Here is a 17,475-nt window from a genome sequence, read left to right as displayed (position 1 = left end):
CCTATCCCGGTACGCCGAACGCCTCTTTCGTGCCGGGCGCCAGGCAGTAGATGAGGATGACCCCGTTGATCAGGAGTGCAGGCGCCATCGCCTCCCAGGTGGACGCACCAAGGACGGAGAGGAAGGCCAGGACGAGGTTCAGGACAGAGAGGAGCACGACAAAGACCCATCCCTGCGGGTCGAGGTTCCAGAGCATCCGGAAGACCCAGAGATAGATGAGGGCAAGCATGCCCCAGAGGATCGCCCCGAGAAGGTCGAAGGTGAAGAAACGCACCGGCCCCAGGGTGACGGGGAGGAGGTGCAGCATCTGCAGGGTATAGACCACGGCCTGGATCGCCGCAAGAATAGCCAGGAACGCGAGGACGGTAATACCAAAAGGTCGGCTTCGTGTCATGACAAACATCGTCTCCAGACCGCCCGGCCCGGGCGGTACCCGGAGAAGATCCTCCTCATATATATCGTCACCGGCCCCCTCGATCTCCTCGTCCCGGCGGCTATCAGGAGATAAATCCCTCCATAGAGTGGTGATAACGGAGGGAACACTGCACCGGGGAGGGGCGATATCGATACGCGTGGATATATATCTTATATGCCATACTGGCGATTGAAGACCGGGCAGGCACATCTGCCTTGAGTCCGGTCCGGAGGGAGAGGATGAAAAAAGAGACAATCGGGATCTGTATCGGCATCGCCCTGCTGGCGGTCATCGCCGTCGCCGGGTGCACCCAGCAGCCCACAAGCCAGCAGGCCGAGGCACAGCTCTGCCAGAGCATGGCAGACCTGGACCAGGCATTAAAGAAAGTCGAGGCGATCAACAGGGACTCGACGGTCGGTGACCTGCGAGCGGCCGAGGCCGAGGTCAAAACAGCGATGGAGAGTGTCAGGACATCGGCGAAAGACCTGAAATCGGCACGGGTGACCGAACTCGAGACCGCGTACACCAACCTGGACAACGCAGTCAGGAACATCCCTGAAAGTGCCACCCTGGGGGAGGGTCTATCATCGGTCACGGAACAGCGCGTCGCCTTCAGACAGGCATGGCAGAACCTCTTTGCCGAGTTGAAGTGCACGCCCTGAGGCCACAGAGGTTGTAGAATCCGGGAAGGCGACCGAACTAAAACAATCACCACATTTTTATATTTCTCTGTCGTGACACAGGTCGCCCCTACCCGCACAGGGAAGGAATGGCGGAGGAAGAGAGATGGCAAACGTAATGTATGGACCGATGCAGATGGTCGTGATCGGCTTTGACGAGCCCGAATTCCATGGACAAGTTCTCAAGCAACTTAGATCCCTGCGAGAAAAGGGTACGATGAGGCTGATCGACCTCCTCTTTGTCTGGAAGGATGCCGACGGCAAAGTCACCGAGTTTCAGGCTACCGATCTCACCGAGGAGGAGAGGATGCGCTTCGGCGCCGTTGTGGGAGCCCTCATCGGGTTCGGGGCGGCCGGGAAAGAGGGAGCGCGTGCCGGCGCGGAGGCGGGCGCGGAACGGGTGGCGGAGTATGACTTCGGCATCGCCGCGGACGACCTCGCCACGATCGCCGACGCCATCCCGGCAGACAGCGCCGCAGCCGTGATGCTGATCGAGCACACCTGGGCGATCGGGCTCAAGCAGGCGCTGCGCGACGCCGGCGGCTTCGTGCTTGCCCAGGGGATGGTGACGCCCGAGGCACTGCTGCTCGCCGGGGCAGACCTCGCCGCCGCGGTGGAGGCGGCGGACAAGGAGGAAAAGGAGAAGAAGAGGGTCGCTGTTCCGGCACAGTGACCCCTTTTTCAGGTTACCTGACCGATCCCGGCCAGGCGGGCGAGACTCCTGAAAAACGCATAGGCCTGTGTGTGGGCGATCGCACCGGAGAGGTCGGCATCGTCCGGGGTTCCCGGGGTGGCATCGACGGTGGCGTGGGTATCTGCTACGGGCGGCGTGTCTGCCGGGCTGCACCCGGCGACGATCACCGCCACCAGCACGAGCAGTATGACAAGAATGACAGATCGTGATGACATCTGGTGTTCCCCCTCCGGAGAGAGAAGGGTGAATGCGGTCCACGACATATAGAGTTTTGCCGGCAGAGGCGAGTAAAACACTATATGCCGCCGCACCCCACGCGCGTCCATGCAGTGTCCGGTCTGCGGAGGAGAGTGCGTCAGGGACGTGGAAGAGATCGTCGGAATGGTACCTGCGGTCTTCTCCCCCTGCGGGGAATGCAGGGCCGCACCCCTCGACAAGGCGGCCCCCCTGCCGCAGAACTATGAACCGGCCGCCCCCTGCTCCTGTGGGCGGCGTTTTATCGACGATGTCTTCGCCGCCATCTACCTCGTCCTCAGGGAGGAGGGGGCGATCGCCGGCACCGAGCCCCTGCGAGCCGCGGGGACGCCGGTCGTCCACCCTGGCTTCGCCCTCGCCGCGCCCCCTTTCCTCCCGGACAGGTCCCTTGTCCTCCTCTCCCCCTATCCCGACCGCAGGGCAGCGGAGAGGATCGTGCGCGAGGTGCCCGAGGTGCGGGGCGTGGTGCGGACGGGCCGGGCAGTCCCTGGCCTCGGCAGGGACGGACCGGCCGCCCACGAGCTCCTCTCGGGCTGCGATGTCCAGGCAAATATCTTCCCCACCTCCATCGGGGAAGTCGTCGTGTACAAGGAACTTTCCCGGACGCACATCGAGTTCCCCCGCCCTTTCAACCCGAAGATCAGGGCGGTCGAGAGGGAGATCGGCAGGCAGGCACCCCATACCTTCGTCGACGCCTGCTGTGGCGCCGGGACGCTCGGCATTGCCGCGGCCCTTGCCGGCGTGCCCGAGGTGGTCTTCTGCGATGCCCACGGCCCGGCCACATTCTGGACGGCGGTCAATATCCAGGCAAACAGGGGCAGCCTCCTCGTCGACGAAGTCGCCATTCATGCAGAGAGGGAGAGGGTCCCCGAGGTCAGGGACGAGCCCGTCCTCATCGCCGAGGCATGGGGCGATCAGCACCTCCTCGTCTACCACGGCGACCTCGCCCGCCTCCCTCCCCTGCTGGAGAGGCCCGAACGCTCCCTCGCGGCCCTCGATATCTTCGGAAAGGAGGATCCTGACGCCTGTGGGGGAGTGCTCTCCGCGTGGCGCGGCGCGGGTGGAGGGAAGGCATTTATCCCGTGAGCCATAGTACATATGGGGACTAGCCTGGGTGGCTCGGCGTCACCTGTGATCCGAAATCGCCGGTACGCGGAGGGCGAAGTCCGAGGAAGGCTCTGGCGATCTGCTGGCGCCCTGTGTATTCCAACTGAGAAACCTTGTCCCATGAGGTCGACGGAGAGGACTCGATGCCCTGTAGGGGGCAAAGACCTCGTACCGCGGAGACCGGTTCAGGCCCGGAAGGGAGCAGACTTACCGTGGACGTGCGGCGCCCATGGGGGTGCGGGGTGGAGAAGGAGTGCCAGGACAAGAGCAGGCACGTATTGTCGACCGAGGACCCGTCCCCAATTGACTGATCCCCATGTCAAAAGTCACTGTTGTCGGAGCCACGGGAAGGCTTGGCTCTTTTGCTTCTCATTCCATCTCAGGTATCCCTCACGTCGATGAGGTGCTTCTCATGGGGCGGCCTGGCAGGGAACAATCTCTTGCAGGTCTCTGTCATGATCTCACGGACTCGTGCGCCGCACGCGGGATAGGGACGGCCTTTACCTGGAGCACACGCCCCGAAGACTATGCCGACTCAGACGTCGTCGTGGTCACGGCAGGGGTGCCGCGCCAGGAAGGACAGGACCGCATCGATCTCGCCCTCGGGAACGCCCGGATCATTGCTCCGATAGCCGAAGAGGTCGGCAGCCATGCTCCCGAAGCGATCGTCCTCATGATCACGAACCCGGTCGACGTGATGACCGCGGTCTTTCTCCGGTACTCGAGGATGGACCCGAGACAGGTCTTCGGCCTGGGCACCCACCTGGACTCGATGCGACTGAAGGCACTGATCGCCGACTATTTCCACGTCCATGTGAGCGAAGTCCACACACGCATCATCGGCGAGCACGGCGAGAGCATGGTCCCGCTCTGGTCCGCGACGACGATCGGCGGCATCAGGATCTCGAACCTGCCGGCGTTTTCCAGCCTCCCGATGGAGGATATGGTGAACAGGGTCAAGAGCAGCGGCAGTTTCATCATCAAAAACAGCGGGGCAACGGTCTATGGGCCGGGCGACGCCATCGCAACCCTGATCCAGACGGTCCTTGCAAACGAGAACAGGATCCTCACAGTCTCCTGTTACATCAAAAGCGAGGTCCACAATGTCGGGAACACCTGCATCGGCGTACCGGCACGGGTCAACCGCGAGGGCGTATTCCCTGTGGCGATCAGGATCGAAGAGAACGAACTGGCCGCGTTCCGCGCCTCGGTCGAGAAGATCCGCGGGATCACGCAACAGGTCCTGGAAAAAATGGACGAGATCAGATCATCCGATTGACGTCGGTGATCTCGGCGCTTGCAATGCCTTCGACAGCGGCGAGTTTCGACTCCAGAGCGTCGGTGGCGCCTTCTTCATCCTCGATGATGGCGGCGACCTTGAGAGCGAAGAGCCCGAAACCGATCGGTTCTTCTCTGACGTCGTCAATGCCCTGAACAGTGGCCTTGATGGCCGTCTTGAGGTCTTCAACCGGGATGTCGGCTGATTCAGGCATGAGTTTCAGAATGACGGCGACTTTTCCCATGGTTATGGCCCCTGGTACCCGCATTTTTCGCAGGTGTAGGCGATGCTCTGTTCCCTGCACTGGGCACAGCGCCTGATCTCGTTCCCGCAGACGGGACAGTTAAACCTGGTCGCACCACGTTCAGAGAGGGGTGCGTTGCATGACGTGCATTTTTCCATAGCCATAGATAAACCCCAATTAAGAGTTAGTGATCTTTGCATCTTATGTGCAATTAAATGCTCGTATAGACTCGGGTACAGGGGACGGCCTCCCCTTCGAGGAGTCGGAGGAGGCGCCCTTCGACCCTGCCGTTCACGATCCGTGCGGAGATGTGGTGGTCGAAGAGGTACGGGAGGAGGAGGGGGTCGACTTCGTCGCAGGGGAAGGGCTCGTGGACTGCGGCGATGGGGACGCCGCCGCGCGTCAGGCTGTCCACCGACTTGACAAGGACGAGAGAGGCCCCGATCTCCCGGGCGGCCCAGGCGGCGATGGTGTCCGAGGTGACGGCCCAGGAGTGCGGGAGGGGGTCGTGCGCCCTGAGGGCGGCATAGGGGAGGAAGACCGCCGGGCCTTCGGGCACGGCGAGGTCGGCGGTCACCGGGATGCCGAAGGAGGAGAGGTACCAGCCGTAGGCCTCCATGGCGGCGACCGCCATCCAGTGGGCCGGGGTGTCGGGCGGCGCGAGGGTCCTGACGGCGTCGGCGAACTGCCCGCCCCCAGGCACGATCAGGGCCGGCACCCCCGCGTCGAGCACCTCTCCGACCACGGCGGCGGCGCGGTCTGTCAGGCTCCCCCCGACCTTGACGACGACTGGCAGGTCCATGATCCGCGTGGACCGGCTGATTATAAAAACCCGGGGGGAGGAACGAAGAGTATGCGGACGGCCATCGTCATCTTCCTCCTCGCTCTTCTCGCCGGGACGGCCGGGGCGGTCCAGATCGTGGCGTTCTGCCCCGACCCCTACCTTTCCGGCGAGCCCGACGAGTACGTCGTCCTCGACGGGGCCGGGAGCCTGCACGGCATCGAGATCTCCGATGGAGAGGGGAGTGTCCGTTTCCCTGAGGGGAGCGTTATTGACGGGCGTATCGTTGTCGCACGGGAGGCGGCCGGGTATGTCAGGGCCCACGGCCGTCTCCCCGACTACGAGGTCGTCGACACCGATGCGGGGGTCCCCGACATGGAGAGGAGAGGGGACTTCAGGCTCGCGAACCAGAGGGACAGTCTCACCCTCCTTGTCGGCGGGGCGGTTGTCCAGGAGGTCGGGTGGCCGGGCGACGTGGTGCCGCGGCAGGGGCAGGTCCACACTCTCGTGGACGGCAGATGGGACCCGCGGCCCTTCTTCATCGGCCAGTCCGACTTCGCCCCACAGACCTTCGAGAACGTCACGGTGACCCTCTTCGTCTCTCCCGACTGCTCGTACGAGGTGATCTCCGACGCGGTCACCTCGGCGCGGGAGAGCATCGACGTGAATGTCTACGAGTTCACCCACCCCGGCATCGCGGGGATGCTCACCGGCGCCGCGGGCCGCGGGGTCGATGTCTCGATCCTTGTCGAGGGCGGGCCGGTCGGGGGGATCAGCGCCGAAGGGAAGGGCGTCGCACGGATGCTCGCCGGCCACGGCGTCCCGGTGATGATGATGGAGACCGCGGGCGATGTCCATGCCCGCTATCGCTTCGACCACGCGAAGTACATGGTGGTCGACGGGAGGAGCGTCCTTGTCATGTCGGAGAACTTCAAGGAGAGCGGCATCCCCGAGGCAGGGAAGAGGGGGAACCGCGGCTGGGGGGCGTGGGTGCAGGACACCGGGGTCGCGGGCTACTTCGCAGAGGTCTACCGGGCCGACAGCACCGGCGGCGACGTCGTGCCGGCCCCGCAAGATGGGAACGTCGCGGCAACGGGCGGCGGAAACTACGAGGTGCGGTTCTCGCCCGAGACCGTTCACGGCGCCAGGGTGACGCCGGTGATCGCGCCGGAGACGAGCGATCTCGTGCGGCAGATGATCGCGGGGGCCGGGGAGCGTGTCCTCATCGAGCAGGCCTATATCACGAACAGCACCGCGGGAGGGCCGAACCGGTACCTGACCGAGGCGATCAATGCCTCGCGCCGCGGCGTCTCCGTGCAGGTGCTCCTGGACTCCGCGTGGTTCAATGTGGAGGGCGAGAAGGACAACGACGAGATGGCGGCCTGGATCAACGAGTTTGCCCGGAGTGAGGGCCTCCCGATCGAGGCGCGCTGCGTCGACCTTGCGGCGGCGAACCTGGAGAAGGTCCACACGAAAGGGGTGGTCGTGGACGACAGGAGCGTGCTCGTCTCCTCGATCAACTGGAATGACAACTCCCCCGACTTCAACCGCGAGGCCGGGGTGATCGTCGAGCACCCGGCGGCGGCGGCGTACTTCGCCCGCGTCTTCGCGGCCGACTGGGAGGCTGGGACGAGGGTCGGCGGAGAAGCGGGGTTCGATTATCGTATCGTCGCTGCCGTCGGCGTCGTGATCCTCTTCGCCGCCCTGTATGTCGCGAGAAGGATTATGAGGTGGTGAAGAGGAGGGCGCGAAAGTCCGCGGGTCATTTTTTCGGGGAAGACAGGATGAGATCACGACGAGGGAGATTGCCAACACATCCCCGTCCTAAGTTTGGGGGACCGGGGGCAACGGGCGACAGCAAGATCGAGAAAGCCTTCGGCTTGCGATAACGAACTGCGAGTTCAGGCAGAAGAGTACGGCTTCCGCTCGAACGGAGAGCGAGCGATTCGCCGGGGCGAAAAAGAGGGACTCGTGCTGTGTTCAGACGGCTTCGGCGGCCTGCTGGGGCTTGTACTGGTAGATGATCTGGCGGGCGTCCTTGAAGTTGAACTTCTCAATGATGAGGTTGTTGTCCTTCAACCGCTTCAGAGCATACCTGACAGTCCTCGGGGCAAGGCTGGAGGAGCGGACGAGGTCCTTGTGCGTCATCGAACCGCCGTCCTCCAGGATGATCAGGACCTTCCTGGAGGAAGGCGGGAGGGTGGTCGGGTGCATGATCAATAGTTAACACCGTTAACATATGAACGTATCGGCCAATATATAAAAAGCATGAGAATATTACATCATGCTTGCATCTCCCGAAATAAAGGCTTTCATTATTCTTTTCGGAATATCTGCCCTCCTCCTCGGGCTGCATGCCGCACTTGCCGCGGCGGGGAGCGCGGCCTTTGCCGCGCCCTGGACACCTGACGCCGGCGACGGCAGCTTCGTCCTCCTCACCGGCACTGTCGGGGATGTGCGCGAGCTCGCCGGCGGCCATCTCATTGCGGAGGTGAACGGGACGCAGGTCTTCGTCCCGGCTTCGGCGGCACAGGGGGTCGCCCTTGCGAAGGGCGACAGGGTGCAGGTCGCCGGGACGGTCCAGACCTATCAGGGGAAAAAAGAGGTGGTGGTGAAGGCGGCCGCGGACGTTGTCCTCATTTGACCGGCATCGTCGCCCAGTCGGGGAGGGCCGGGGTGAAGCCAAGGGCCCACATCACGACCGTGAAGAGGAAGAGGGTCCAGAGGGTGACCCCGGCGAAATTGAGCACCCAACCCGAGCGCATCAGGTCTTTCATGTCGATGTAGCCGGATGCGTAGGCGACGGCATTGGGAGGGGTCGCCACCGGGAGCATGAAGGCCATGGAGGTGCAGACCGCCGCGGTGAGCATGAGCATGTACGGGTGGATGTTCATGGAGACGGCGGTGACGGCCATGATCGGCATCATCAGGGAGGCGACGGCCGTGTTCGAGGTCACCTCGGTGAGGAGGGAGATGCTGATGGCCACCAGGAGGACGAGGAGGACGATGGGGAGAGCGCCGAAGATCGCGATCTGGTCGACGATGACCTTTGCAAGGCCGCTCTTGATGAAGGCGGTCGAGAGACAGAGACCGCCGCCGAAGAGGAGGAGGATGCCCCACGGGATCTTCACCGCCCATTCCCAGTCCATCGTGAAGATCCCCTTCTTCCTGTCCACCGGAAGGAGGAAGAGGAGGAGGGCGCCGGCGATGGCAACCGTCGAGTCGTCGATGGCCGGGAAGATGATGTCGAGGCCGGGGATCACGAAGCCGCCGATGTCCTTGGTTTTCTCGAAGATCCAGGCAAGGGCGACAAGTACGAAGACGGCCAGCGTCCACTTCTCCCCCTTCGTCATCGGCCCGATACTCTCTATCTGGTGGTCGATGATCTCCCTCGCATGGGCGATCTTCGAGGGCAGGTGGCGGTACGATCCGTAACTGAGCCAGAGCCAGGTGATGGGGATGAAGAGAGCGACCAGGGGCACGCCGAATTTCATCCAGGAGAAGAAGTCGATGGTAGGGGCCGCAGGGAAGAGGGTCTTCATCTGGGCGACGAAGATGCCGTTCGCCGGCGTGCCGATGAGGGTGCCGATACCGCCGATGCTGGCGGCATAGGCGATGGAGATGACGAGGGCCTCGCAGAAGTCGCGCTGCTCCTCGGTCATGTTCTTCAGGGTGGCACTGGCATTGGGGATGATGGTGGCGATGATCGCGATCGCGATCGGGATCATCATCATCGCGGTGGCGGTGTTGGAGATCCACATCGAGAGGAAGGCCGTCGCGATCATGAAGCCCAGGATGAGCCGTCGCGGGCTTGTCCCGACGACGTTGATGATGTTTAAGGCGATACGCCGGTGGAGGCCCCAGCGTTGCATGGACATGGCGATGATGAACCCGCCCAGAAAGAGGAAGATGACCTTGTCGGCGTACGGGGCCGTCGCCTCTTTGGCGCTGAGGACGCCGAGGAGGGGGAAGAGCACCACGGGCAGAAGTGCCGTCGCCTCCAGGGGGATCGCCTCCGTGATCCACCAGATGATCATCAGGAGGGTGACCGCGGCGACATATCTGGCCGCTGTCGGGATCAGCGTGTCGTCGATGGGAGCGAACACAAGGGTCAGAAATACAAGGACCCCGAGGACCCTCCCGATACTACTTTTCATCGGACACAAAGATTGGAATTTGTGATATTTCTACTATTCCCTTCTGATCGGGCAAATCCATTCGTTTCGAGGAATCGGGATGATTTTAGCGGCATTTGCCCCATTTGGAAAAAGAAAACCGTGGCGGGGAGGAGAGAGGAGACAGGCCGATCAGTACCCGCGGGAGTGCGAGGATTCACGGACCAGAGCCGGCGAAACGGAGGGAAAAGAGATCTGAGGCCTGAAAATAAAGTGCATTATTTGCATATGTTTATATGAAATGTCGCCGAATTTCAACGGAAACAGGCAGAGGGGAGACGATATGGTGACGACGACACCTGAACCCGGAGGGAGATATATGAAGGCGGCGATTGTCACGGCCCTCGTACTCCTCTCCCTGGCCCTCGAAGCGGTGGTCCACCTGGGCATGAGTGTCTCGATCGCCTATACCCACATCTTCTACCTGCCTATCGCCCTTGCCGGGATATGGTTCCACCAGAAGGCGGTGGCGGTGGCGGCCCTGCTCGGCGTCACCCATATTGCCGTCGAGACCGTCTCGGCCGGTGGCGTGGACCCGGCGGCGGTGGTGCGGGCGGTGATGTTCGTCGCGGTGGCGTACGTGATCGGGTCCCTCTCCGCGTCCCGCGACCGGGCCCTTGAGGAGAAAGAGAGGAAGCACAGGACAATGGTCGCCTTCATCTCCGAGGTCGCCCTCAGGATCAGGACGCCGATCCTGCTGGTCCAGGAGAATCTGCGGGATGCCTGCATGGCGGCGGAAACGGGAGAGATGGAGAAGGAGGACGTCCTCGATCTCCTCAAGGTCCAGATCAGCCACGCGGAAAGCGTCCTTGCCACGCTCAGGGAACTGAACCAGGGCGTGATCGAGGAGGAGCAGGATATCCCCGGACCGTACAAAGATTTCCTGACGCGGTGAAGCCCTATGAGATTTGTCCTTGAAAAGAGTGAAGACCGGAAACTCTACCTTGTCCTCTCGCCGGCGACGGCGATGAAGCAGACCAACCTCGGGATCGTCAGGGAGATCACGGAGCAGGGCGCGACCGCGGTCATCATCACCACCAACCAGCCCTATCCGGTCCTCAGGAAACTCTATGTCCAGGAGGGGATCGACCTGGCACGCGTCCGCGTTGTTGATGCGATCACGAAGTACGCGGTCGGGAAGGCGCCCGAGGATGTGGAGAACGCCGTCTTCGTGAACAGTCCCGAAGACCTCACAGATATGGGGATCGCTGTCACCCAGACCCTCAAGGCGGTCGATGGAAAGGAGGTCTTCGTCCTCTTCGACTCGGTCTCGACGATGCTCATCTATCTCTCCTCCGCGAACATCTCGCGGTTCATCCATTTCGTGACGAGCAGGCTGAAGATCTCCGGGATTGCCGGGGTGTTCCTTGCGGTGGAGAAGGGGCTCGACCCCCTGCTCCTCTCCCGGCTCACCACATTCGTCGACGAAGTGGTGGACATGGAGGAGGAGGGATGATTATTTACATCTAAATAATTCAGATCACAATAACCATGGATGAGAACCCCTTTGTCTTCGGCCAGCCGGTGCGGGGTCCGGCCTTCATCGACAGGACCGCAGAGCTGGAACGGGTCAGGAACTACCTGAAGAACGGGCGGAGCCTTATCATCTACTCGCCCCGCAAATACGGGAAGACGTCCCTCGTCCTCAGGGCCATCGACGGCTTCGGGGGGAGTGTCCTCCCGATCTTTCTCGACTGTTATGCCTTCACCAGCGAGCACGACCTCGCCCGCGCCCTCTCGGCGAAGGTGCTCGCGCATTACCCGGAGAGGGAGATCCTGGCGGCGATAAAGCGGCTCTTCGCCGGGATCACGCCAAAGATTACGGTGAAGACGGCGCCGGAGGTCGAGGTCGGCGTCGAGTACGAGCCCGAGGAGGATCTCTCCGGCGCCTACGACCTGCCGGAGAGGCTTGCCGTCGACCGCGGCCGCCGGGTTGTCGTGGTCTTCGACGAGTTCCAGGAACTCGCGGGTTTCGAGAACCTCCTGAAGACCCTCAGGTCGGTCTTCCAGCACCACCAGCACGTTGCCTATGTCTTCATCGGCTCGAAGAGGCACATGATGGAGTGGATCTTCCGGTCGCAGGAGAGCCCATTCTACAACTTCGGCGCTCACATGACCCTCCACGAGATCCCGGCCGGGGCGTTCGCGGCGTATATCGGGGAGGCCTTTGCCGGCGCCGGCATCGCCCTCCTCGACGGAACGGTGGAGGCGCTCCTGGCGGCGACAGGGTGCCATCCCCATTATACCCAGCGCCTCGCCTTCGAGGTGTGGTACAGGGGGCGCATCCGCGGCTCGGCCGGACCGGCGGATGTGGAGGCGGCGATCCGCGAGGTGATCGCGGACCTGGAAGGGTCATACCTTGCGATCTGGGACGCTCTCACCGCGAACCAGCGCAGGGCCCTCCTCGCGGTGGCGCAGGGCGAGGACGACCTCTTCTCCGGCGAGTTCGCCCGCACCCGGGGCTTTGCAAGCCCGGCGAGCGTCCAGTCGGCCCTCCGCAGGATTCTCGAAAGAGGGATCGCAGAGGAGGAGGGCGGGGGCTACAGGGTCGCCGACCCTTTCCTGGCCCGCTGGATGGAGGGGCGGTTTCTCAGGGGATGACGTTCTTTTTTCCCGGCCGCCTATCTTTTCTCCATGCTGATCAGGGACATCAGGGCCACGCCTGTCTTCACGGCCGGCGACAAAACCCATCTCCGCGAACTCCTGCACCCGAAGGACGAACCGGCCTGCACAAACCGCTGTTCTATCGCCCATGCCTTCCTCGGTCCGGGTGAGGCATCGCTTCCCCACCGCCTGAAGACCTCGTCGGAGACGTATTATATCCTCGCGGGCAGGGGCGAGATGCACATCGGCGATGAAAAGGCGGAGGTCTGCGAGGGGCAGGCCGTCTACATCCCGCCGGGCGCGGTTCAGTGGATCGAGAACACCGGGCCGGGCGACCTTGTCATCCTCGCGGTCGTCGACCCTGCATGGCGGGAGGAGGACGAGGAGGTGTTCCCCTCCTCCCCATAACAACCCATATATCCCCTCCCGCCCATGGCGTGGTGCCGTTCCCGGCGCCGCCGGGTGCGGCTGGGGGAGAGACGATGCAGAATGTTGCCATATTCTGGGACCCCCAGGGGATCGAGCTCGATACCCTGGGCAAAAAGAAATACCTGCGGGTAAGCGACGGGGACAGTCCGTATATCTCGATGTCGATCAGGATGCTCTCCATCGACACGCCCGAGGTGCACTATCCTGTCAATACGCCGCCGTCGCGGCACGACGCCGATCTGGCGCAACTGGCCGACTGGATCCAGGACGGGGAGGCGGCGGTCGAACACAGCCTGGGGGAGCATCTCAGGCCGAAGCTTGCCACGGGTTCGGCCGGGACTCTCCAGGAGGACCAGGGAATGGAGGCGGCCCGTTATTTCAAGCAGCTCCTTGCAGAGAAGTTGACGCGGCCGAACGGGTCGAAGAGGGACGTGTTCCTGCGGGTTGCGGACCGGCCTTTCGACCAGTACGGGCGGTTGCTCGCGTATATGGCGCCGAACTACACCGCGAAGGAGAGGGAGACGATGACGCGGGCCGAGAGGGCGACCTTCAACCTGATGATGGTGGCGTCGGGGTGGGCGGCGATCTTCGCGATCTACCCGAGCCTGCCGCGCCATGCCGACCTGATGATGATCAGGGACGCGGCGGAGGAGGCGTACAGGGCGCAGAGGGGGGCGTGGGCCGACCCGATGGCCCTGACCGGGTACGAGTTCAGGATGTGCGTGCGCCTCTACGATATCACGGCGAAGGTTCTTGCCGGCAAGCGCCTCTCGTCGTCGGAGAGGGGGGCCTGGATCAGCAGGTACTGCGCCGACATGACGAACGGCGAGATCTTCTACCCGCAGGAGTATCACCGGGTGCCGCCGTACAACCGGGTCTTTATCTGGCCTTCGGACGTGCCGAAGGCGGTGGCCGGCATGAACCTTGTCCCGCCGCGTGAGCGGTGAGGGCGAGTCCTTTTTTTCAGATCCGCCTGAAGGTCCAGAGCAGGGGCGGGATGAGGAGATAGACCGCCGTGCTCCAGGTGACGCCGGCGGAGGTCGTGGCCGTCGTCGCGGCCGGCACGGCCATGCCGACGACGAGAAGGGTCATGGCAAACGCGAAGATCCCGTCGGTCAGCGCCTCGAAGCGTGCTTTTGAGAAACCGATGCCTTCGGAGGGGGATGTTTCGGCGGTCTGCATTGCAGAGTGTTGTTGGGGTTTCCCGATAATCTCTCCGCGCTGGTGCGGCCGCGGGTGTTAGCGGACGAGCCGCTTTTTCATCATCCTGAGGGCGAGGAGGAAGGCGACCGGGGTGACGGCGGCGATCCAGATCAGGCCGAGGAGGAGGAGGTCGAGGCCCGCGGCAAGGGTGAGGGCGCGGCAGACATTGACGACGTGGGTGAGGGGGAGGGCGGCGAGGGCGAGGGCCTGGAGGGGTGCGGGGAGGAGGGAGAGGGGGAAGAAGGTGCCGGAGAAGAGGAACATGGGGGTGATGAAAAGGAAGGCCGGGTAGTTGATCGACTCGATGTTCGGGATGACGGCGGTGAAGCACATGCCGATGGAGGCGAAGAGGAGGCCGGCGAGGAAGGCGAAGGGGACGATGAGGAGGGAGCCGGGGAGGGCGGCGACGCCGAAGAGGAGGAGGACGGGGATGATGAGGGAGGCGGAGATGAGGCTTCTCGTCGCGCCCCAGAGGATCTCGCCGGCGATCACCTCTTCTATGGAGACGGGGGTGGCGATGACGGCGTCGAAGGTTTTCTGGTAGTACATGCGCACGTACGAGCCGTAGGTGCACTCGAAGAAGGAGGCGTTCATGACGGAGACGGCGACGAGGGCCGGGGCGATGAAGCGGATGTACGGGACGCCGTCGACTTCGGCGATGTAGTAGCCGACGCCGAAGCCGAGGGCGAGGAGGTAGAGGACGGGTTCGAGGGCGGGGACGAGGAGGTTCACCTTCCAGGTCTTGACGAAGACGTCGAGGTTCCGGCGCCAGACTGTCCAGGCGCGCCTGCCGGGGAGGGTCATTCCCTGAGTGTCCTCCCGGTGAGTTTTAAAAAGACGTCTTCGAGGGTGGCGGGCCGCGTGGTGAGGGTGATGGCGCCGCAGGCGTCGAGGAGGGCGCGGGTCACTTCGTTCGGCCTGTCTGTGGGGATGTGGACGAGGTTGCCGGCGGTCTCGTACGGGATGCCGCGGCTCCTGAGACACGCGATGACGGCTTCGTCGGCCCCGGCCTCGATGATGTGCCCGCCGATCGTCGTCCGGATCAGGTCTTTCGGCGAGCCTTCGACGAGGACCTGGCCGTGGTCCATGATGACGAGGCGGTCGCAGAGGTGTTCGGCCTCGTCCATGGCGTGGGTGGTGAGGACGAGGGTCGTGCCCTCCTGCTGGAGGGCGCGGAGTCTTTCCCAGATGAGGTGGCGGGCCTGGGGGTCGAGGCCGGTGGTGGGTTCGTCCAGGATGAGGATGTCGGGGTCGTTGACGAGGGCGCGGGCGAGGATGAGGCGGCGGCGCATGCCGCCGGAGAGGTTCTCGATGACGACGTCTTTCTTTCCTTCCACCTGGACGAAGGCGAGGAGGCGGGAGACTCTCTCCTCGGCGGTGCGTCTCGGTATGCCGAAGTAGCGCGCGTAGGCGAGGAGGTTTTCGGCGCCGGTGAGGTCGGGGTCGAGGTTGTTCTCCTGCGGGACGACGCCGAGGCGGGCCTTGATGGCGCGGGCGTCGACGGCCGGGTCCATGCCGAAGACCTGGAGTCTGCCGCCTGTCCGCGGCGAGACGCACTGGACCATGCGCATGGTGGTAGTCTTGCCGGCGCCGTTGGGGCCGAGGAAGCCGAAGGCTTCCCCCTCCTCGACGGTGAAGCTGATCCCCCGCACGGCCCTGACGTTCCCGAAGTTTTTTTCCAGCCTTTCCGCGATGATGACAGGCGGCATTGTCCCGGCATGGCGATCTCACGCCCGAGTAGTTGTAGCTTTTGGCCGGTGAGGGTGCTTTTTCTCCTCCGCGGTGAAACGCACTCTATGGCATCGCCACTTCTTGCAGTGATACTCTCGTTCTTCATCCCCGGCCTCGGCCAGTTCTACACGGGCCAGATGATGAAGGCGCTCGTGCTCTTCGTGCTCGCGGTCGCCTTCGGCGGCCTCTCGGCCTTCGTGATCGGCATCCCCTTCTACATCCTGGTCTGGCTGTACTCGATGTACGACGCCTACACCGCGGCAAAATCGGCCTGAAAGCGATTTATCCAAATTTAATCGGTTTTTATAGGTAAAGGAGGTTTAAGAAACTCCCTTTTCTTTTTTTATCGGCACAAAACAGCTTATAATAAATACAGGGCACGTTATACATTCTGATATCCCCGGCCCGGCCGTGTTCACCCGGGTGCGGGGGAAGGATTTTCGGATCCTTGTCTGCGTGAAACTGGTCTATTTCTGCCGGAGACGGGCAATGCCCTGACCGTCTCCCGGCATACACCCACCCGCGCCGCTCTTTTCACGATTTTTCTCTTCAGGCGATCCCTTTTTTCCCGCGCCCATGAAAAATGTTTATATCGCGTTCCGCCTTCAGCGCACACACCTATAAAATTGTGCCGTTTTCCCCCGGAAGACCGGCACTTCACGCCATGTGCCCGCGATGCATCAATAGCCATAAAACGCCCGAATGGCGTATGAAACATTTTAAATATCACCCTTTGCACCGACACATACCGCACAAATGAAGAAAACATATATACTATAACACTAAATTGCGATCATCCTCACAAGAGGAGGTACTAAACGATGAAATTCGGATATGAGCATGAAGAAGCGGTGTCGCCGGTCATCGGCGTCATCCTGATGGTCGCCATCACGGTCATCCTTGCGGCGATCGTGGGCATGTTCGTTCTCAACATGGGGAACGAAATGCAGGGCCCAAAGGATATCGCCCTCACCGCCTCGACCAACAGCACAGCCATCACGATCATCCTGCAGAGCGGGAAAGACCTCTCAGGACTGCAGGAAATGTCAATCAAAGTAAACGGGAGTGCAGTTGAGAGTGGAGTCGTCTATAATGGTAATGACACGGTAGATACGACAGATGGCATCCTGAAACCAGCCGAGGACAAAAAATTCTCCAGTGGTGACGTGATCATCCTGACCGATAATTCAAAGGGACCGATCGTTGTCGCTGGAAAGTTCGCCGACGGCGACGAGAAGGTCATCCTCCAGAAGACTCTGTAACCTTCCATGTCCCCCCTTTTTTCCACCCGCGCCTCGCGCATTCTCTTTCTCCTCCTCGTCCTCCTCCTCGCCGCCGACGTGGCGACGACCACCTACGCCCTCGACAACGGGGGACAGGAGGCGAACCCCGTGATGGCCGGCATCGTCTTCTGCCCCGCGTTGCACGCGCTCCTGAAAGCTTCCTTCGCCGTGTTCGTACTTTTCCTCTGCCGCCGCGCCGACACTCTCGTCGCGGGCAGCGGGACGTACTGCATCGGCGGCGCCGCCGCGGTGTACATGCTCTCCTTCGCGAATAATCTCTGGCAGATCGGGCTCTGGCAGGTCTTCGCCTGAGGGCGCTCTAAGGTACTGCGGGAGCGGGCGAGTGAGATGGTGTGATGAGAGAGCGGGAGCGCCGCGATGGAGTTCCGTGAAGAGGACGCAAGGGAAGTTCCGTGAAGAGGACGCGGGGAGACCGGACGCGATTGACTTCCCCACAATCTGTGCCGGGGGACTACAGTGAAGGTCTTCGACCTTCTTGACCTCACTTCGTTCGGACAGCGAAGACTTCGTCTTCGAGGAACGAGCGTCAGCGAGTTCGAGAAAACCGTAGGTTTTCGAGTGACGACCGAAGGGA

At 62.5% G+C, this 17,475-nt stretch carries 24 protein-coding genes and 1 other RNA gene; 15 read left to right on the top strand and 10 right to left on the bottom strand.

What is annotated here, in order from left to right:
• Nucleotide 1: 1 nt before the first annotated feature.
• A complete protein-coding gene (locus BP869_RS04925) occupies nt 2-394 on the bottom strand; it encodes a hypothetical protein (protein WP_342677469.1) in 393 nt (130 codons plus the stop codon).
• Between the two features lie 260 nt (nt 395-654).
• Between BP869_RS04925 and BP869_RS04920 the strand changes: the two genes are divergently transcribed.
• Both BP869_RS04920 and BP869_RS04915 read left to right on the top strand, forming a co-directional pair.
• Complete coding sequence (locus tag BP869_RS04920; RefSeq protein ID WP_342677467.1) at nt 655-1,077, top strand: hypothetical protein; 423 nt, start codon at nt 655-657, stop codon at nt 1,075-1,077.
• Nucleotides 1,078-1,201: 124 nt separating this feature from the next.
• The gene (locus tag BP869_RS04915) at nt 1,202-1,768 is read left to right on the top strand and encodes a DUF1269 domain-containing protein (RefSeq protein WP_342677465.1); all 567 of its coding nucleotides are present in this window, start codon (nt 1,202-1,204) and stop codon (nt 1,766-1,768) included.
• Between the two features lie 8 nt (nt 1,769-1,776).
• Here the strand turns inward: BP869_RS04915 and BP869_RS04910 are convergent, their stop codons facing one another.
• Nucleotides 1,777-2,004, bottom strand: coding sequence for a hypothetical protein (locus tag BP869_RS04910; protein WP_342677463.1), 228 nt, complete (start codon nt 2,002-2,004; stop codon nt 1,777-1,779).
• Between the two features lie 109 nt (nt 2,005-2,113).
• Between BP869_RS04910 and BP869_RS04905 the strand changes: the two genes are divergently transcribed.
• The 3 genes from BP869_RS04905 to BP869_RS04895 all read left to right on the top strand — a co-directional run bounded on the left by BP869_RS04905 (nt 2,114) and on the right by BP869_RS04895 (nt 4,430).
• Nucleotides 2,114-3,130, top strand: a complete 1,017-nt coding sequence (locus BP869_RS04905) for a hypothetical protein (protein ID WP_342677461.1) — start codon at nt 2,114-2,116, stop codon at nt 3,128-3,130.
• A gap of 12 nt (nt 3,131-3,142) precedes the next feature.
• An RNA gene (ffs, locus tag BP869_RS04900) (signal recognition particle sRNA) lies at nt 3,143-3,454 on the top strand.
• A 13-nt stretch (nt 3,455-3,467) separates the two neighbouring features.
• Nucleotides 3,468-4,430, top strand: coding sequence for a malate dehydrogenase (locus tag BP869_RS04895; protein WP_342677459.1), 963 nt, complete (start codon nt 3,468-3,470; stop codon nt 4,428-4,430).
• On the opposite strand, the gene BP869_RS04890 is transcribed toward BP869_RS04895, so the two are convergent.
• The 3 genes from BP869_RS04890 to BP869_RS04880 are packed head-to-tail and all read right to left on the bottom strand — an operon-like array spanning nt 4,414 to nt 5,476.
• Nucleotides 4,414-4,674 (bottom strand): elongation factor 1-beta, encoded by a 261-nt coding sequence (locus tag BP869_RS04890; RefSeq protein ID WP_342677457.1) that lies wholly within the window; start codon nt 4,672-4,674, stop codon nt 4,414-4,416. The two genes, BP869_RS04895 and BP869_RS04890, sit on opposite strands and share 17 nt — an antisense overlap.
• A 2-nt stretch (nt 4,675-4,676) precedes the next feature.
• On the bottom strand, nt 4,677-4,832 hold the full coding sequence (locus BP869_RS04885) for a zinc finger domain-containing protein (RefSeq protein ID WP_394339021.1): 156 nt from the start codon (nt 4,830-4,832) through the stop codon (nt 4,677-4,679).
• 53 nt (nt 4,833-4,885) lie between these two features.
• On the bottom strand, nt 4,886-5,476 hold the full coding sequence (locus BP869_RS04880) for a uridylate kinase (protein WP_342677453.1): 591 nt from the start codon (nt 5,474-5,476) through the stop codon (nt 4,886-4,888).
• 51 nt (nt 5,477-5,527) lie between these two features.
• Between BP869_RS04880 and BP869_RS04875 the strand changes: the two genes are divergently transcribed.
• Nucleotides 5,528-7,192 (top strand): phospholipase D-like domain-containing protein, encoded by a 1,665-nt coding sequence (locus BP869_RS04875; protein WP_342677451.1) that lies wholly within the window; start codon nt 5,528-5,530, stop codon nt 7,190-7,192.
• A 243-nt stretch (nt 7,193-7,435) separates the two neighbouring features.
• Here BP869_RS04875 and BP869_RS04870 read toward each other — a convergent pair whose 3' ends face one another.
• A complete protein-coding gene (locus tag BP869_RS04870) occupies nt 7,436-7,669 on the bottom strand; it encodes a winged helix-turn-helix domain-containing protein (RefSeq protein ID WP_067047094.1) in 234 nt (77 codons plus the stop codon).
• 70 nt (nt 7,670-7,739) lie between these two features.
• Here BP869_RS04870 and BP869_RS04865 point away from each other — a divergent pair, with 70 nt between their 5' ends.
• Nucleotides 7,740-8,099 carry a hypothetical protein gene (locus BP869_RS04865; protein WP_342677449.1) on the top strand — a complete coding sequence of 120 codons (360 nt, stop codon included), beginning with the start codon at nt 7,740-7,742 and terminating at the stop codon, nt 8,097-8,099.
• Here the strand turns inward: BP869_RS04865 and BP869_RS04860 are convergent.
• Nucleotides 8,092-9,612 carry a DASS family sodium-coupled anion symporter gene (locus BP869_RS04860; protein WP_342677447.1) on the bottom strand — a complete coding sequence of 507 codons (1,521 nt, stop codon included), beginning with the start codon at nt 9,610-9,612 and terminating at the stop codon, nt 8,092-8,094. The two genes, BP869_RS04865 and BP869_RS04860, sit on opposite strands and share 8 nt — an antisense overlap.
• A 337-nt stretch (nt 9,613-9,949) precedes the next feature.
• On the opposite strand from BP869_RS04860, the gene BP869_RS04855 reads away from it, so the two are divergent.
• The 5 genes from BP869_RS04855 to BP869_RS04835 all read left to right on the top strand — a co-directional run bounded on the left by BP869_RS04855 (nt 9,950) and on the right by BP869_RS04835 (nt 13,610).
• On the top strand, nt 9,950-10,525 hold the full coding sequence (locus BP869_RS04855) for a hypothetical protein (RefSeq protein ID WP_342677445.1): 576 nt from the start codon (nt 9,950-9,952) through the stop codon (nt 10,523-10,525).
• 6 nt (nt 10,526-10,531) lie between these two features.
• Nucleotides 10,532-11,086, top strand: coding sequence for a DUF7504 family protein (locus tag BP869_RS04850; protein ID WP_067047103.1), 555 nt, complete (start codon nt 10,532-10,534; stop codon nt 11,084-11,086).
• A gap of 35 nt (nt 11,087-11,121) precedes the next feature.
• A complete protein-coding gene (locus tag BP869_RS04845; RefSeq protein WP_342677441.1) occupies nt 11,122-12,231 on the top strand; it encodes an AAA family ATPase in 1,110 nt (369 codons plus the stop codon).
• A gap of 33 nt (nt 12,232-12,264) precedes the next feature.
• Complete coding sequence (locus BP869_RS04840; protein WP_342677439.1) at nt 12,265-12,642, top strand: cupin domain-containing protein; 378 nt, start codon at nt 12,265-12,267, stop codon at nt 12,640-12,642.
• 74 nt (nt 12,643-12,716) lie between these two features.
• A complete protein-coding gene (locus tag BP869_RS04835; protein WP_160329464.1) occupies nt 12,717-13,610 on the top strand; it encodes a thermonuclease family protein in 894 nt (297 codons plus the stop codon).
• Nucleotides 13,611-13,626: 16 nt separating this feature from the next.
• On the opposite strand, the gene BP869_RS04830 is transcribed toward BP869_RS04835, so the two are convergent.
• The 3 genes from BP869_RS04830 to BP869_RS04820 are packed head-to-tail and all read right to left on the bottom strand — an operon-like array spanning nt 13,627 to nt 15,575.
• The gene (locus BP869_RS04830) at nt 13,627-13,845 is read right to left on the bottom strand and encodes a TMEM175 family protein (RefSeq protein WP_342677436.1); all 219 of its coding nucleotides are present in this window, start codon (nt 13,843-13,845) and stop codon (nt 13,627-13,629) included.
• 57 nt (nt 13,846-13,902) lie between these two features.
• The gene (locus BP869_RS04825) at nt 13,903-14,670 is read right to left on the bottom strand and encodes an ABC transporter permease (protein WP_342677434.1); all 768 of its coding nucleotides are present in this window, start codon (nt 14,668-14,670) and stop codon (nt 13,903-13,905) included.
• Complete coding sequence (locus BP869_RS04820) at nt 14,667-15,575, bottom strand: ABC transporter ATP-binding protein (protein WP_342677432.1); 909 nt, start codon at nt 15,573-15,575, stop codon at nt 14,667-14,669. The genes BP869_RS04825 and BP869_RS04820 overlap by 4 nt, the downstream gene beginning before the upstream one ends.
• 87 nt (nt 15,576-15,662) lie before the next feature.
• Here BP869_RS04820 and BP869_RS04815 point away from each other — a divergent pair, with 87 nt between their 5' ends.
• The 3 genes from BP869_RS04815 to BP869_RS04805 all read left to right on the top strand — a co-directional run bounded on the left by BP869_RS04815 (nt 15,663) and on the right by BP869_RS04805 (nt 17,192).
• Nucleotides 15,663-15,872: a hypothetical protein gene (locus BP869_RS04815; protein ID WP_342677430.1), complete on the top strand. Its 210-nt coding sequence runs from the start codon at nt 15,663-15,665 to the stop codon at nt 15,870-15,872.
• 546 nt (nt 15,873-16,418) lie between these two features.
• A complete protein-coding gene (locus BP869_RS04810) occupies nt 16,419-16,859 on the top strand; it encodes a type IV pilin N-terminal domain-containing protein (protein WP_342677428.1) in 441 nt (146 codons plus the stop codon).
• 6 nt (nt 16,860-16,865) lie between these two features.
• Entirely contained in the window at nt 16,866-17,192 is a 327-nt protein-coding gene (locus BP869_RS04805) for a DUF5658 family protein (RefSeq protein ID WP_342677426.1), read from the top strand.
• The last annotated feature ends 283 nt before the right edge of the window (nt 17,193-17,475 follow it).

The sequence above is a fragment of the Methanofollis sp. UBA420 genome (assembly GCF_002498315.1).
Taxonomy (GTDB): domain Archaea; phylum Halobacteriota; class Methanomicrobia; order Methanomicrobiales; family Methanofollaceae; genus Methanofollis.
This window is presented reverse-complemented; position numbering and strand designations above follow the sequence as displayed.